Origin of the sequence: Bacteroides sp. ET336, assembly GCF_024733815.1 — a bacterium.
GTDB classification, from domain to species: domain Bacteria; phylum Bacteroidota; class Bacteroidia; order Bacteroidales; family Bacteroidaceae; genus Phocaeicola; species Phocaeicola cellulolyticus.
Map to the genome: position 1 here is coordinate 23,967 of NZ_JANRHK010000011.1, position 15,407 is coordinate 39,373.

The 15,407-nt window shown below is 42.7% G+C and carries 13 protein-coding genes; 2 read left to right on the forward strand and 11 right to left on the reverse strand.

Annotated features, from left to right (window positions below):
• Nucleotides 1–80: 80 nt before the first annotated feature.
• The 6 genes from NW213_RS10770 to NW213_RS10795 all read right to left on the reverse strand — a co-directional run bounded on the left by NW213_RS10770 (nucleotide 81) and on the right by NW213_RS10795 (nucleotide 7,404).
• Nucleotides 81–1,286 (reverse strand): site-specific integrase, encoded by a 1,206-nt coding sequence (locus tag NW213_RS10770; RefSeq protein WP_004309763.1) that lies wholly within the window; start codon nucleotides 1,284–1,286, stop codon nucleotides 81–83.
• Between the two features lie 80 nt (nucleotides 1,287–1,366).
• On the reverse strand, nucleotides 1,367–2,875 hold the full coding sequence (locus tag NW213_RS10775) for a helix-turn-helix domain-containing protein (protein WP_004309764.1): 1,509 nt from the start codon (nucleotides 2,873–2,875) through the stop codon (nucleotides 1,367–1,369).
• Nucleotides 2,876–3,189: 314 nt separating this feature from the next.
• A complete protein-coding gene (gene mnmE, locus NW213_RS10780; RefSeq protein WP_258322757.1) occupies nucleotides 3,190–4,602 on the reverse strand; it encodes a tRNA uridine-5-carboxymethylaminomethyl(34) synthesis GTPase MnmE in 1,413 nt (470 codons plus the stop codon).
• Between the two features lie 10 nt (nucleotides 4,603–4,612).
• The gene (locus tag NW213_RS10785; RefSeq protein WP_258322758.1) at nucleotides 4,613–5,098 is read right to left on the reverse strand and encodes a GAF domain-containing protein; all 486 of its coding nucleotides are present in this window, start codon (nucleotides 5,096–5,098) and stop codon (nucleotides 4,613–4,615) included.
• Complete coding sequence (locus NW213_RS10790) at nucleotides 5,098–5,976, reverse strand: nucleoside phosphorylase (RefSeq protein ID WP_258322759.1); 879 nt, start codon at nucleotides 5,974–5,976, stop codon at nucleotides 5,098–5,100. The genes NW213_RS10785 and NW213_RS10790 overlap by 1 nt, the downstream gene beginning before the upstream one ends.
• A 6-nt stretch (nucleotides 5,977–5,982) precedes the next feature.
• The gene (locus NW213_RS10795; protein ID WP_154042652.1) at nucleotides 5,983–7,404 is read right to left on the reverse strand and encodes a M48 family metallopeptidase; all 1,422 of its coding nucleotides are present in this window, start codon (nucleotides 7,402–7,404) and stop codon (nucleotides 5,983–5,985) included.
• A 365-nt stretch (nucleotides 7,405–7,769) separates the two neighbouring features.
• On the opposite strand from NW213_RS10795, the gene NW213_RS10800 reads away from it, so the two are divergent.
• The gene (locus NW213_RS10800; protein WP_154042653.1) at nucleotides 7,770–8,519 is read left to right on the forward strand and encodes an ATP-binding protein; all 750 of its coding nucleotides are present in this window, start codon (nucleotides 7,770–7,772) and stop codon (nucleotides 8,517–8,519) included.
• Nucleotides 8,520–8,544: 25 nt separating this feature from the next.
• Entirely contained in the window at nucleotides 8,545–8,916 is a 372-nt protein-coding gene (locus NW213_RS10805) for a DMT family protein (RefSeq protein WP_154042654.1), read from the forward strand.
• A 77-nt stretch (nucleotides 8,917–8,993) separates the two neighbouring features.
• Here the strand turns inward: NW213_RS10805 and NW213_RS10810 are convergent, their stop codons facing one another.
• The 5 genes from NW213_RS10810 to NW213_RS10830 form a co-directional block, all read right to left on the reverse strand.
• Entirely contained in the window at nucleotides 8,994–10,079 is a 1,086-nt protein-coding gene (locus tag NW213_RS10810; RefSeq protein WP_258322760.1) for a DUF4858 domain-containing protein, read from the reverse strand.
• A 12-nt stretch (nucleotides 10,080–10,091) separates the two neighbouring features.
• Nucleotides 10,092–10,586 (reverse strand): C40 family peptidase, encoded by a 495-nt coding sequence (locus tag NW213_RS10815; RefSeq protein ID WP_375338138.1) that lies wholly within the window; start codon nucleotides 10,584–10,586, stop codon nucleotides 10,092–10,094.
• A gap of 247 nt (nucleotides 10,587–10,833) precedes the next feature.
• Nucleotides 10,834–13,644 (reverse strand): pitrilysin family protein, encoded by a 2,811-nt coding sequence (locus tag NW213_RS10820; RefSeq protein WP_258322762.1) that lies wholly within the window; start codon nucleotides 13,642–13,644, stop codon nucleotides 10,834–10,836.
• A gap of 151 nt (nucleotides 13,645–13,795) precedes the next feature.
• Nucleotides 13,796–14,731 carry a thioredoxin-disulfide reductase gene (gene trxB / locus NW213_RS10825; protein WP_258322763.1) on the reverse strand — a complete coding sequence of 312 codons (936 nt, stop codon included), beginning with the start codon at nucleotides 14,729–14,731 and terminating at the stop codon, nucleotides 13,796–13,798.
• A 36-nt stretch (nucleotides 14,732–14,767) separates the two neighbouring features.
• Nucleotides 14,768–15,373, reverse strand: coding sequence for a LolA-like putative outer membrane lipoprotein chaperone (locus NW213_RS10830; protein ID WP_258322764.1), 606 nt, complete (start codon nucleotides 15,371–15,373; stop codon nucleotides 14,768–14,770).
• Nucleotides 15,374–15,407 lie beyond the last annotated feature (34 nt).

Below are 15,407 nucleotides of genomic sequence, written 5' to 3' on the forward strand. Positions count from 1 at the left end.
ACTAGTTGTTACTAATAAAATCTCTCTAGAAAACATTATTTATGTTTCAGTGTTTCAATGATTTACGCTACTATTTATTGTCACTTTTTTGATTTTCCTTTCTCTTTCTTTCTCTTGGTTTCTGCATTAACATTTATGTTTTCATTTTCTTGCATTTCCATTTTTACATTTGTTAACCTAATTCTATCAGCTGCTTCTCGTGTTTTCGGATCAGCATGTGAAGCATAGATTTGAGTGGTACTTACATTCTTGTGATTAAGGAGATGTTGTACTGTGTAAATATCAGTTCCAAGTTCAAGCTGTAAGGATGCGTAAGTATGTCTGAAACAGTGAAAGGTAATATGTTTTTTTATTCCACATTCCTTAATCCAATCTTGCATGACTCTATATGTCATAGTACGATTAAATCCTGAAAAAATATATTTATCTGTTGTTTGTGGCTGAATTAGTTCATAAGCATCATCACCGATTGGAACCTGTGTCTGACGCTGAGTCTTTACACATTTAAAATCAAGATAATGTCCGCCATCTGCATATGTTTGGATATTTTCCCATTTTAAATTGAGTATATCACTTATACGTAATCCACTCAAACAGGAAAATATAGCGGCTTTTCTTACTACTGGAACTGAACATTCTGAGTTGTATAGTTTTCTGACTTCCTCCAGTGAAAGGCTTTGCTTGACTGGTATTGTGCATGGAATATTATCCAAAAGGGATGCTATGTTATCTACAAGTCTTCTTTCCCTATAGGCTTTAGTTAAAACTTGTTTGAAGATATTCCAATATGCTGAAGCTGTATTTCGTGATATAGGCTTGTTAACCATGACTTTGCCTCTTGCTGATACTTTCGTGTCTAAGAGATATTCTTTATACTTGTTACAGAATACGGTATCAAGCATTTCAAATGTACATTTGTTGTGGCAGAACCTGCTGAAATGTTTATAGGCTGCATCACACTTCGCAAAGTTTCTGTTGACAATATTCTTGAAGTATGCAAGAAAGTCCTCCTTTAGACGGTCCTGGTTAAAGAAGTCATATTTCTCATTAATTACCTCTATGAATACCTTACACCGAATAGCTTCAGCTTTTGCCAGAATAGCTTCATTATACTTTTTCTGTTGTGTAGAAATGGGGTTGGCATATATATACATGCCAAGCGAACGACGACGAATCAGTTCCATTGTTTCAGGATTTCTATAGCCTGGCCAAAAGTCCAGAAATAATGATTTAGTACCATTTCGTCTATCTCGCATACGGAGAGTTACTGATTTACAATACTGCATATTATTTGTTTTTATAGTTTTATGTCTCAAAATTCTCGAATGATATATTGCTGACATCGGTAAATTGAAAGTAAATATCACTATATATCAATATTTGCTATAAAATCATCTTCTGAGAACCGTTTTTCCATTAACCGGTCAAATTCTTCTTTTCTAAAAAAGATGAATTTCTGCTTCTTTACTCTGGTGAGCTTATAGTGATTGACGTAATAGAAGACAAGTGAATTTGTAAGATTATATTTCTTTGTAGCTTCTTCTACGGAATAATACCTGTCTCTACCAACAAAATATCCATTCTTTATTTCCTCTATGTGTTGTTTGGAATAATAGGTACTACCATACTCAACCTTTGCTGGAATCTTATGTCTATGAATAAAAGAGCGTACACCATCTGCTGTCATTTTAAATGTTGTACGCATTTCCTCTGGCGTTATCCAGTCTGTGATTTCTGCATACTTATTCTTTTTGTTGTATAACAGGTCAATGGATCCCTTCTCATAGAAATTAAATCCTTTCAGTGCTATCTTAGGTATGTTGTTCTCTCTTGTTATAACTCCAGCATGCTTTATTGATATTTTAAACATCTCTGCTACCTCATCAGTAGAATAGTATCCTTCAGGAGTTGCTGGACAGATTTTTTCCTGTTGCTTTGCCGTGAAAACAACCTTTTCTTCACCATTTGACTTTATTAGTGGAGTTGAATTTTGAAGACGTTGATGCATGATATTATCAAAATCCGTCCGATAAATCATGGTGAATTTTCCACGCTTTTCAGTCTTAATGCTATAGGTCTTTAGAGTATAACTTACCTGATCTTTAGTTATGCCATACTTTTGCATAGCTTCTTCATAAGAGTACCAGTCAGGATCAATTTCATCGGTCTTGTGTTTTATACAATCTATATGAACCTTAGAATAATAAGACCTGCCATTTCTCTTTACCCTGGGAACCGCATGGTATTTTACAAAACAAAGAGCCGCACCCTGAGTCATATTGTACATTTCCATGATTTGACTCAATGTGTAATAGTTATCAATGTCTATGACATCAAGAAGCTCAGAGAAATTTGCGTCAATAAGCTTTTTACTGTAGAAAGTATTACGCCCTTCGTAAACTTTAGGGATGCCTAATCTGTCACAACGTCCCCATACAGCTTTACGTCCAATTTTATACTTATCCATAATCTCTTGTAGGGTATAGTATTCTTGTTCTTGCTTACGCTTGTAACTTCTTTTTCTATAAGGTCCTGCATCCTCAAAGTATTTGTCAAGATCCTCACGACGGACAAGGGTTTTTCTACGTATTCTCACTGCCTTGATGATTCCGGAATAGAAACATCTATAAACAGTGCTAACACTCATATCAAGTAATAAGGCAACATCTGAGGGTGTCAAAAATGGTCGTGAAGCAACTGCATCTCTTTCTTTATCAAGAGCTGCTTCTTTTTCACTTTCCCGGACACTTTTTTTACGTTTTGCTTCACGTTTGCGAGATGCGTCACGTTCGCACTCTCTACAGCAGTATTTATTTGACATCTTGGATGCAATAAACTCTGCTCCACATGTTAAACATTTCTTTAATATCTTCATCTTTTTGGCATGTTAAAATCGTCCATTTCCTTTGCAGCAATTTTCAGGTATTTGCAGGAATTTTCACGAGGTGTCCAACATGTCAACGGGCGCACATTTATCACTTTTGCAGTTTTTGCATAAGGTGCCATATATGTCATTTTCCCATTGCCATTTGGTCGCAAAATTTAGGGATAGGAACGATATTTGAGCCAAATTTACCCTTAAAAACTGGTTGTAACAAGTTTCAAATGGAAAGTGTTAAAATGAAAAAAGCCACCAAAACGGTGGCTTTCAGACAGTTAGCGATATATTGTAATATTGTTGATAATCAGCTACTTACCGATGCAAAAATTCCTAAATATATTCCCCAGCACCTCATCATTAGTTATTTCCCCACCAACGATTTCTGCCAGATGGAACAGACATTCCCTTAAATCCTGGCTTACCAGGTCACCGGAAAGTCCCATGGCCATTCCGTCCTGTACGCGGTGGATGGCTTCAAGGGCATGTGAGAGGGCTTCGTAATGACGGACGTTGCTTACTACAACATCATTTTGTGTCACTTCGGGTAATGCTGCTGCTCTTACAAGAAGCTTTTGCAGTTCTGCTATTCCCTTGCGGTTTTTTGCAGAGATTGATATTGTTTCCATGCAGTCATCCTCACCAAGACATATATTTTCTTTTGCAACTATATCATGGTTGGGAGTCACATCACATTTGTTCATCACAAGGATGAGCTTTTTGCCTTCGCATCGTGGAATAACCTTGTCCTTTAATGTATCTATCTGGGCTTTTGCTTCAGTGCTGTCAACCACCCATAGTACTATTGAGGCCTGATCCAGCTTTTGGAAACTGCGTTCTATACCTATAGTCTCGATAGCGTCGGATGTCTCTCGTATTCCGGCTGTATCAATAAATCTGAATGTTACTCCTTCAATGTTCATAGTGTCTTCTATCACGTCACGTGTTGTACCGTGAATGTCGCTCACTATTGCACGTTCTTCGTTTAGCAAGGCGTTGAGTAGGGTAGATTTGCCTGCATTTGTTTCGCCTATTATTGCTACAGGGATACCATTCTTTATCGCATTTCCCACACTGAACGACTGTACAAGACCGTTTATCACTTCTTCCACCTGCGATGCAATCTGTGCAAGTTCGCTACGGTCGGCAAATTCCAGTTCCTCATGGTCGCTGAAATCCAGTTCCAGCTCCATAAGAGATGTCAGATGGAGCAGCTTTTCTCTTAATGATGACAGCTCTCTGCTGAATCCACCACGCATCTGGTTCATTGCCATACGGTGTGTGGCGGCCGATGTGGATGCTATAAGGTCTGCCACAGCCTCTGCCTGGCTTAAGTCCATCTTGCCGTTCAGGAAAGCTCTTTGAGTGAATTCTCCGGGACCTGCAGCACGACATCCGTTCTTTATCAGCAGTTGCATCACTTGTTGCAGGATATACGATGAACCATGGCATGATATTTCCGTTGAGTCTTCACCCGTATATGAATGTGGTCCGCGGAAAAGGCTCACCAGCACTTCATCCACTATTTCGCCTTCATTGCCAATGATATGCCCGAATGTCAGTGTGTATGCTTTACGTCCGTCTAGTGGAGCCCCGTTTATCGGACTGAAAATCCTGTCCGTTATGGCTATGGCATCCTTTCCCGAAACTCTTATAGTACCTATTGCACCTCCCTGTGCCGTAGCTATGGCACATATTGTATCATCTGTGTATAGAATATTCATTTTTATAAAATCAGTATAAATTTTTTACTATCATTTCCACGACCTTTTCCAGATATATGCGGTCTGTATCGTCAAAAGTATTCAGCTTGTCACTGTCTATGTCCAAAACTCCGACAACATTCCCGCCACTTATCATCGGTACCACTATTTCCGATCGTGAAAGCGAACTGCATGCAATGTGTCCAGGAAAAAGATCCACGTCTGCCACCACCTGCGTTCTGGCTTCTGCCCATGCTGTTCCGCACACACCTCTTCCTTTTTTTATACGATAACATGCCACACTCCCCTGAAACGGTCCCAAGTGCAGTTCTCCTTCTTCTATCAGATAAAAACCTATCCAGAAGAAGCCGAATGCCTCTTTCAGTGCGGCAGTAGTATTTGCCAGTACGCTGATAATGTTCTTCTCGCCATCAATCAGATGCGAGTACTGTTCAAGGAAGTGTAAATATTTTTCTTCCTTTCCGGCTATATTGTCCTGCTTGAAACTCTCTTCCATTATATTCTTTCCAATACCGTTTTTATTAAATCGTCTATCTGGTTTTTATATCCTGTGTTGGCTTCCTTTGCCACTCTGTTTGCAATTACCATACATACCGTCGTAGCTTTGTGTCCCTGTAGTCTTGCCAGACCTGCAAGTGCCGAACTTTCCATCTCGAAATTGGTTATTCTTCGTCCGTCATATTCGAATGTCTCTATTTTTTCATTCTGATGCGGATCTGCCAACGGAACCCGCAGTTTCCTTCCCTGTGGTCCGAAGAAACCTCCGCAAGCCACAGTAATACCTCTCACCATATCTTTGCCTGCTATGCGTTCCACCATCTCCTTGTTGGCATGAATTGCATATGGGGCGGGGGAGCACATATTTCCACACCATCCCAGATGATTCAGCAACGCACGTTCCAAAGGCAGGTCACAGACAGCGTTTCGTCTTTCGTAGAAGTTAAGCAATCCGTCAAAACCTATCGATATTTCAGAGCATATGAATGTTCCCACAGGAGTATAAGGCTGCAATCCTCCGCATGTTCCTATCCTGACTATTTCCAGCGATTTCAGATTTTCCTTTTCATATCTTGTGTTGAAGTCTATATTCGCCAGAGCATCAAGTTCATTCATCACGATATCTATATTGTCACATCCTATGCCTGTTGAGACTACGGTTATTCTCTTACCTTTGTACGTACCGGTTATGGTTCTGAACTCCCGGCTTTCCACTTCGCATTCTTTGCTGTCGAAATGCGATGCCACAGTAGCCACACGTCCCGGATCTCCCACCAGTATCACCTTGTCTGCCAGATGTTCAGGTTTCAAATGCAGATGGAACACCGATCCGTCTTCATTTATAATAAGTTCCGAAGGGGCAAAATATTCTTTCATAGGCATTTATTTAAGTTCAATGTTTCTTATCGTAGTTGACATTCTTTCTATTTCGGCTCTTAAATCATTCACCCTCTTTTCTTTATCCAGTATTCCCGGTGCCATTGAGGCTTTTGTTGCCTGGTTTGATTTCGAATATTTCTCTCTCAATTGTCCCAGTTCCTTTTCCAGGGCATTCAGGTCACTCTGTTTTTTGGTCATCTCCTGAAACATCTGTTTTGCTTTTGCCTTTCTGAAATCGTTCAGCGATGTGTATGTCCTGTTGTCATTCACAATGAATGTGAAATCAGCTTTCTTGGCCTTGTTTTCTGTGGCATACATCACCTTGGCAAGCCTTTGCTTTGCTCTGGCAACAGTGTTGTTGTCCGTTTGTGTAAGAGCTATATTATCAAGTTTTGCCAGAGAAATCATTTTGTCTTCACCCACAGCGTCATAGTCGTAAGTAATCTTCGATTCGTTTGGCACGAACACATACACACACACTTTCCCCTCCGGCTGATACCTGTCCGATGCAAACCATCCCAGATTGTTATAATCGTCTATGGCATACATATAGTCGTTGAACCTTGAGTTGAAAGGATATCCTATGTTGTCCGGTTTGAAGAATGAGTTCTCTTCCGAGTCGGCACGCGTAATGAATATATCGTATCCTCCCAGACTGTCATCTCCTTTTGCCGAGAAATAAAGTGTTGTACCGTCCGAATCCAGGAATGGGAAGTTCAGTACTGTCATGTCTTCGTTTATGCCTTTCAGCTTTTGCGGATTGCTCCAGCTGTCAATCAGCTTCATGCTTGCATACAGCTTGCTGTTTCCGTTTTCATCCTTTCCTGAGAGCAGCATTTTGTCTCCCATCTCGTTGATGAATTCCACTGTCATATCGTCATCATTGCCGCTACCGTCATTGGTCATTTTTAGTGTACCGGCCTGTTCGCTCAATTTATATGCGTCAAGAAATCTCTGTTTGTCCACCACGAAACTGTCTATCACCGTAATGTTCTCCACGCTTCTTATCAGTCTTTCGCCCTTCCTGTATTTCGTCATCAGTTCTTCGGCTTCCGATGTGTCTCTTTTCTTCTTTTCCAGCCAGTAGATATGTTGTTCCAGATTTTCTATAGCATCTTCATATCTGTACATGTCATAATAAGCCTTGCTTACGTACAGGTAAGCGTTTATCACCTTTCTGGCCGCACTTTTTTCCAGATAAGGCAGTCCTTCCATCATCTCTCCCGTCTCATAACAGCATGCTCCGTACCAGAAGTTATAGCTGGCGTTCGACGGCGATTGCTTCACCAGTTTCTTGAATACCGGTTTTGCCTTTTCGAATTCACCTTGTGTAAACCATCTCTGCGCCTGGCTAAGCGTCTGTGCTCCGGCACTGGCAGAAAACATCAATAGTGCTATTGCAGTCAGTTTTATTTTTGTATCCATATATATCTGTTTTTATATTTTCTTGTTTTATCATTGTGATCAACCGATTGGTGGTCAAATCATTCTATTCAATCAGGAATTAAAAACTAATATTCTCATCAACTTTCTACAAAAATAATCAAAATATCCGAAAGCAGGTATTTATCTTCAATTATTTAGTAGGCTGATGCAGCTTGACATAAGCTTTTATCTGCGATTGCGGAGTATATTTCCACTCATACCGGATGTTTGCGTAATCAGGTTCCTGCCGGAAAGCATGGCTGTATTTTTATGATAAATCAAGGAATATACGTAAAAAAAATAACGGACAAGACTGAACAAAAACATTTTATGAGTACCTTTGCACCCGCTTTTTGAAATGATTTATGACAAAACAGACTGAAGAAGACAAGACACTCTACCGCATAAACAAGCGTTTCCTGAAAGGAATAGTTGATTACGGACTTATAAACGACGGCGACAAGATTCTAGTCGGACTGTCGGGAGGAAAGGACTCCATGGCTCTGCTTGAACTGCTTGCCATGCGTTCCAGAATATTCAAGCCGCGTTTCTCTGTAATGGCGGTACATGTGGAGATGAGCAACATCGAATACAAGTCGGACACTACGTACCTGCGCGAGTTTGCAGAATCGCTTGGCGTTGAGTTCGTCACCTACACCACCTCGTTCGATCCTACAACAGACACACGCAAGTCGCCGTGCTTCCTCTGTTCGTGGAACAGACGCAAGGCATTGTTTACCGTAGCCAAGGAACATGGATGCAACAAGATTGCCCTCGGTCATCACATGGACGACATTCTTGAGACACTGCTGATGAACATGACGTTTCAGGGAGCCATAAGTACCATGCCTCCACGCCTGGTGATGCGCAAGTTCGATATGACCGTCATCCGCCCTATGTGCCTGATACACGAGTCGGATCTGATAGAAATGGCCCGTATCCGTGGATACCGTAAGCAGATAAAGAATTGTCCCTATGAGAAGGATTCCCACCGTTCGGACATGAAGGAAGTGCTGCACCGGCTGGAAGAGATGAATCCGGAGGCAAGATACAGCCTGTGGAGCAGTATGAACAACATTCAGGAAGACATGCTGCCTGTAGTAGAGAAACTGTAAACTGAAAACTTAAAAAACTCACAATATGTTATCACATGGAATTTTCTCAGTATTATTACTGATTTTGTCAAACATTTTCATGACATTTGCCTGGTATGGCCATCTCAAGATGCGCGAATACAGCTGGTTTGAATCATTGCCGCTGATAGGAGTGATAGCCTTCAGCTGGGCTATAGCATTTTTCGAATACTGCCTTCAGGTACCTGCCAACCGTCTTGGCTTCCGTGAGAGTGGGGGACCGTTCGATATCATGCAGCTCAAGGTCATCCAGGAGGTTATCACGCTTGTTGTGTTCACCGTATTCTCTGTCATAGCCTTCAAGATGGAACTGAAATGGAACCACCTTGCAGCATTCTGTTGTCTCATCCTGGCAGTCTATTTCATATTCAAGAAATAAGAAAATGTCCCGACATATCATAAAATATGCCTTGCCGTTCTCAATCTGACGACAAGGCATATTTCTTTTCCCGCGGCTTATTCCAGTCCGTATCTCATCTTTCTTATCTTCTCCTGTTCGGCTCTTTCTTCAGCCTCCCGTTTTTCCTTTTTCCTCATATAGATATAGATGCTGTCCATGCTTCCCGGCAGTTCTTCAATCATCTTCTCCTCCATGGCTTTCACCTTTTCCTCCTCATCCTTTATTTTCTTAGCTGCCTTGGCCTTTTTCACGTTCCATCTGAAGTTCCTTCTCACCCTGTCAGGCTTTCTCTCCTTGTCCGCTTCCTCGTTCGCCTTTTCCAGATACTCGTTCCTCAGCGAGTCTTTCCTCAATGCAATCACCATCTCTATCTCCGCCCTTGCCGAGTCCGACAATACAGGAAAATCCCCTGTCATAGCCGTATCTTTCCCGTTCTTGCTGTAGTCGAATACAGGCATCGTCATCCCGTTGTAGAATGTCGGAAACTTCAGGCTGTCAGCCAGCGACGGCTGATACGTCTGATATGTCTTCCATGCATTTGCATGCTTCCTGTTATGTTGCAGCATCCTTCCCCTTCGAGTAAGGTTGTTGTATATAAATCCCAGTATGTCAAGATTTCCTATAGTCACCCCCGCACCTTTCATCATCACCCCGTCGCTTATCATACCTGCCGAAGGAGCTATGCTTATTCCGTAATTGCCTTCTTCATCTCCGAAAGGATTGAACGTCCACGTTATCTCATAATCCTTCTCTTTTTTGCCGAACACCATTACGTCATACACCGGATCTTCGCCGAATTTTGTCCATATGGAGTAGGGAAGCATCCTTATATATCCTTTTGGCTTTCTCACCTTCGTGGTGTCTGTAAGGCTCTTGGGCACTGCCAGATCGGCCTTGAACTCCATCCACGGTTTCTTCAACGGTGCCTCAAGAGGTTTTGTCGCATCGTTGTTCATTTCAGGCATAAAATCAAACTTGATCAGCTTTATGGCATCCTCGTTCAGTTTCAGTTCACTGTCCGTCTTTTCGTTCTTGAAATCCTTCTTGAAGTCAGTGTTCAACTGCTGTGCCGCAATATTGTTACCTATCATCAGCATGCCGGCTATAATGACCGGAATATGTACCTTACTGTTATTCTCCATCTTTTCCTAATATCATTTCACTCTTCCGCCCTGTAGCCAATGCTTCTCGTAATATCGTTCGTTCAGGCTGCTCACCACCACTCCCACACTGCTCGAAGCGTGTATGAATCTGCCGTTTTTCAGATATATCCCTACGTGCGATGCCTTTCTTTTCTTTTTCCCGTTGTGGAAGAAAACCAGATCCCCCTCGCGCAGATTTCTTTTCAGGATTTTCCTGCAGTCGTCATTCCTCTGGTCCTCCGCGCTTCTTCCCAGTTTTTTCATATACACGGTCTTGTATATTGCCGATGTCAGTCCCGAGCAGTCCACACCTTTCTTCGTCTTGCCTCCGTACCTGTATGGCGTACCTATCCAGTCGGCAGCTTCGATGTACAGCTTGTGGTTGTCGTTCATCTCTATATCCATGTCCAGTCTGATGGCCGCAGCTGCCAGATCCCTGAAGTCATAGTTAAACCTGTGGCTTCCGCACGACGACAGCAGCAGCAGTACCGATATACACACCGCCATTACATGGATTATTTTTCTGTATAGAGTCTTTTCTGGCATTTATAATGTCTTTTTTTACGTGTTTCAATACAAATGTAGTCAATAGTTCCCTTTCGGAAGATTTCCGTTTGCACAATTTAGTTACAATTTAACATTATTCTTACAATATATCCCCTGATTACAAAAAAATGGAGACGATACACTCATAATTCGTAGTATATCGTCTCCAATATATATTTACGGTCACCTCTCGGCTATTCCGTCAATCTCATTTCACCGGCGAGTTCATACTCACTTCAATCATGTTCTTCTGTCCGAAGAAGTCTTTTGCGAATTTCTTCAGGTCATCTATTGAAATTCCGTTCACGGTGTTTTCATATCCTTTGTTCATATCTACACCTTCCCACAACATGGTGTTCAGAATTCTCATCCAGTAAGAGTTTTCCTTCTGGTTCTGCTGATATGTCTTGAGCATATATTCTTTCACCTTGTTCAGGTCTTCAGTCTTAGGACCCTGTGCGATGAAGTCGCTGATACCTTTGTTTATCAGTTCCACCATCTGAGGTCTGCGCTGCGGGTCAGTGTCGAAATATATCTGGAACACACCTTCAGCTTCAGGATATTTGCTTACAGAGCCGTTGCATGACACACCGTATGTACCTCCAGCATCCTCTCTCACAGTCTGTGTGTATAGAATGTTCAGCAGTTGTCCCATCATGCTCATCAGCACCACATTCTTCTGGTCATACTTGCATTTTCCGCTTGCCACCATAAGAACTGACGATTTGGCTGTCTCCATCTCTCTTGTGAAGTTGTTTTCATACAGTCCCTTTCTGATGTCAGGGTTCACGTCGCGGAATTTCTCGTTACGTTTTGTCGAAGGCAGACTGCCCAGATATTTCTCTATCAGCGGAGTAGCTGTAGCCTCGTCAATGTTGCCCACCATGATGAAAGTAAAGTCGCTTGCGTCAGCAAATCTGTCTTTATACAGTTCCATCACCTTGTTGTAGTCAATCTTGTCGAGAGTCTCAGCCTTCACGCTTATAGCTCTAGGATGTCTGTTATACAGAGCCACGCTTATTGAGTCGCCGAAAGCAGTGTTAGGGTCAGCTTCAGCATTAGCCAGGGCAGCCTTGTTTCTGTTGATAAACGATGCGAAAGCATCCTGATCCATTCTTGGAGCTGTAAATCTCAGATAAGTAAGCTGCAGCATTGTTTCCATATCCTTAGGCGAGCAAGAACCGCTTATACCCTCAGTCAGGCTGTTTACGTAAGCCGATGCCGAAGCCATCTTTCCTGCAAGCACCTTGTCCAGATCCACTGCGCTGAAGTTGCCTAGTCCTCCCAGACTTACCACCTGGTTGATCAGTTTGAACTGAATTGCATCCTTGTCGTCGAACATTGAAGTACCACCGGTACTGAAAGCCTGCATTCTCACTTCGTCAGCCTTGAAGTCAGTCTTCTTCAGAACCACCTTCACACCGTTGCTCAGAGTAAGGATCTTGCTGTCGAACGGTCCTGCTTCCTCTTTTACAACCTTTCCTCCTGCAGGAAGTTCCTTCATCAGAGGTTCGTTTGAAACCTTATCCACGTATGCTTCAAGTTTTGCAGCCTTAACCTTGTCGATAACTCCCTTCAGCTCAGCTTCTGTAGGATATTTCATACCTTCCTTCTCAGGGCAGAACACGCTCAGCACGATGTTCTTTTCTCCGATAATCTGTTTTACCACCTGGTTGATTGCCTCTACAGGAATGTTAGGCACAATCTGGTTCATTATCGCATATTCGTTCTCTATGCCAGGGATAGGTTCGTTGTCGATGAAGTGTCTCACATATTCGTTCACATACTGTGAGTTTCTCATCTTCTCCCTTTCGTTGTAAGCCGATTCCAGACTTCTCAGATAGTCGGCCTTTGCTCTTGCATATTCGCTTGCAGTAAATCCGAACTGTCTCACTCTTTCTATTTCAGTCATCAATGCTTCTGTAGAAGTCATGATGCCGTCTTCCTTGGCTACAGCCAGTCCCATGAAGGCACCCTTAGTCTTTGCCAGCAGATAGATACCGTCATCTGCAAAAGCCTGGATGAATGGAGGCTGTGGCTTCTGAGTAAGCTCTGACAGACGTGCATTCAGCATATTGCTTATCATCGAAGTCATATAGTTCATTGCCAGATATCCCATATTGTTCTTCATTTCATCAGGCACAACCTCATGCTTGTAGAACAGATATATGATAGGCACCTGCTGTTCCTTGTCCTTAGCCACGGCTATCAGCGGTTCGTCATTGTCAGGTACAGGGAAATATACTCTTTCAGCAGCGTTTGCAGGCATCTCGATAGGGGAGAACATCTTCTTGATTTTCTCTTCCACCTTGTTCACGTCCACGTCGCCCACTACTATGATACCCTGCTGGTCCGGTCTGTACCATTTTTCATAATAGTCTTTCAGAGCCTGATAAGGGAAGTTATCCACCACTTCCATTGTACCGATAGGCAGACGGTAAGCATACTTGCTGTCCTTGAACATTATAGGGAACACCTTTTCGTACATACGCATCATGGCACCTGTTCTGGTTCTCCATTCTTCGTGTATCACCTTGCGTTCCTTGTCTATTTCCTCATGATCCAGAGTCAGGTCGTTAGCCCAGTCGTGCAGTATCAGCAGACATGAGTCAATCACAGTTTCTCTTGCCACAGGAACATTCGAGATGTTATACACAGTCTCGTCTATTGATGTATATGCATTCAGGTTAGCTCCGAATTTCACACCGATAGTCTCAAGATACTCTCTCAGCAGGTTTCCCGGATAGTTTGTCGTACCGTTGAAACACATATGCTCCAGGAAGTGTGCCAGTCCTCTCTGATTATCCTCTTCAAGAATAGAACCTACTTTCTGTGCAATGTAGAAATCGGCCTGGTTCTCAGGCAGCTCGTTGTGTCTGATGTAATAAGTAAGCCCGTTTTCCAGTTTTCCTATACGTACATTCGGATCGGTAGGTATAGGCGGCATCTGCTGTGCGAAGCCTGATGCCATACCGCCTATGAATATTATCATGGCGGCAGAACGTTTCCATAAATTCATGTTTGTAATTAATGATTAATAATTAATAATTAATAATTAATAATTAATAATTGACAATTAACAATTGACAATTAATAATTTAGATCCGGAGGTAAATTAAAAATTAAAATTGATGACATGCACTCGTTTTTAATTTTTAATTATTAATTCTTCATTTATTCAAAAATCTCTCCGCCTCAATAGCAGCCTTACATCCGCTTCCTGCAGCTGTAATAGCCTGACGGTAATGAGGGTCAGCCACGTCACCTGCTGCAAACACACCCGGAACTCCGGTACATGGTGTATTGCCTTCAGTGATGATGTAACCCACCTCGTCAGTCTTCACCCATGGCTTGAAGATGTCAGAGTTAGGCTTATGGCCTATTGCAAGGAAGAAACCGTCGATAGCCACGTCATATCTTTCCTCGTCAGCTTCGCCCATTCTCTTCACCACGTGCATACCTTCCACGCCGTTGTCGCCATACAGTCCCACTGCATTGTGTTCGAACAGCACCTTAATCTTAGGATGGTTCATCACTCTTTCCTGCATAATCTGCGATGCTCTCAGGAACGGCTTTCTCACCACCAGATACACCTCGCTTGCCAGACTTGCCAGATAGAGGGCTTCCTCGCAGGCTGTATCACCGCCGCCCACTACAGCCACTTTCTTCTTTCTGTAGAAGAAACCGTCGCAAGTGGCACATGCGCTCACGCCCATACCTGCATATTTCTTTTCATCTTCCAGTCCCAGATACTTTGCAGTAGCACCAGTCGAGATGATTACCGCATCCGCAGTAATTTCCTTTTCTCCATCTACCTCGAAAGTATATGGAGCCTTGCTCAGGTCAGCCTTTGTCACGATACCGTTTCTTATCTCAGCGCCGAATTTCTCAGCCTGCTTTCTCAGGTCGTCCATAAGCACCGGACCTGTCACCCCTTCAGGATAACCGGGGAAGTTTTCCACTTCAGTTGTAGTTGTCAATTGTCCTCCAGGCTGGAGTCCTTCATAAAGTACAGGATTGAGGTTTGCTCTTCCTGTATATATTGCGGCAGTATATCCTGCCGGTCCTGATCCTATGATCAGGCATTTCACGTGTTCTGTAGCCATACTGAAAATTATTATTGGTTACTAATGTTTATATTACTATCTCAAATCTATAATCTCTGCATTCGGATATTTCTTCCTGTCGAACTTGAAGAAAGAGTCCGCCAGGTTCAATGTCCTGTATTCCTTCACGGTGAATTCCTGCGCATCGCCCGAATTGCTTTCCAGTTTCACATACACAGGCTGCATCCTGTTGTTCACCGATATAGTTATCTCCTTTATATCCTGCTTCTTTTCAGGTCTCAGCACTATATCCTTACACATCATTCCGCTTCTGCTCTTCGTGCCTGCATACGAGTAGTTGAAACCGTTCCTGTACATCCCTATCATGGCATACGGATTAATCGACTGTATCTCCTCTGCCGTAGGCGACGACACGTTCACCTCTTCGTTATCCTCCACATAGCTCCATAGAGTTTCTCCGTCGAACCAGCTTTTTATTCCTCCGCAGTCCAGAACGAATTTGTTTCCTTTCAGTGCTATTGTCCCCTTCACGCTGCCGCCAAACACAATTTCCGTACCCGCCGCCTTGTCGTATTCTGCCGCCATGGCGTCAAGTACCTGCCTTGCCTTCGCATCCTTCTGTCCGAAGCATTGCAGCGTAGCCAGCAATAATGATATTACAGTTAAATATCTTATATTCATTATCAGCTCCTAATTTTTGATTATCAGCTCTTAA

What these genes read in the sequence shown, in the direction of transcription:
- NW213_RS10805 (WP_154042654.1), top strand. Translation starts at nt 8,545, where the DNA reads ATGTTATCACATGGAATTTTCTCAGTATTATTACTGATTTTGTCAAAC.
- NW213_RS10815 (WP_375338138.1), bottom strand. Translation starts at nt 10,586, where the DNA reads ATGGCGGTGTGTATATCGGTACTGCTGCTGCTGTCGTCGTGCGGAAGC.
- NW213_RS10795 (WP_154042652.1), bottom strand. Translation starts at nt 7,404, where the DNA reads ATGGATACAAAAATAAAACTGACTGCAATAGCACTATTGATGTTTTCT.
- trxB (WP_258322763.1), bottom strand. Translation starts at nt 14,731, where the DNA reads ATGGCTACAGAACACGTGAAATGCCTGATCATAGGATCAGGACCGGCA.
- NW213_RS10775 (WP_004309764.1), bottom strand. Translation starts at nt 2,875, where the DNA reads ATGAAGATATTAAAGAAATGTTTAACATGTGGAGCAGAGTTTATTGCA.
- NW213_RS10820 (WP_258322762.1), bottom strand. Translation starts at nt 13,644, where the DNA reads ATGAATTTATGGAAACGTTCTGCCGCCATGATAATATTCATAGGCGGT.
- NW213_RS10810 (WP_258322760.1), bottom strand. Translation starts at nt 10,079, where the DNA reads ATGGAGAATAACAGTAAGGTACATATTCCGGTCATTATAGCCGGCATG.
- NW213_RS10800 (WP_154042653.1), top strand. Translation starts at nt 7,770, where the DNA reads ATGACAAAACAGACTGAAGAAGACAAGACACTCTACCGCATAAACAAG.
- NW213_RS10830 (WP_258322764.1), bottom strand. Translation starts at nt 15,373, where the DNA reads ATGAATATAAGATATTTAACTGTAATATCATTATTGCTGGCTACGCTG.
- NW213_RS10770 (WP_004309763.1), bottom strand. Translation starts at nt 1,286, where the DNA reads ATGCAGTATTGTAAATCAGTAACTCTCCGTATGCGAGATAGACGAAAT.
- NW213_RS10785 (WP_258322758.1), bottom strand. Translation starts at nt 5,098, where the DNA reads ATGGAAGAGAGTTTCAAGCAGGACAATATAGCCGGAAAGGAAGAAAAA.
- NW213_RS10790 (WP_258322759.1), bottom strand. Translation starts at nt 5,976, where the DNA reads ATGAAAGAATATTTTGCCCCTTCGGAACTTATTATAAATGAAGACGGA.
- mnmE (WP_258322757.1), bottom strand. Translation starts at nt 4,602, where the DNA reads ATGAATATTCTATACACAGATGATACAATATGTGCCATAGCTACGGCA.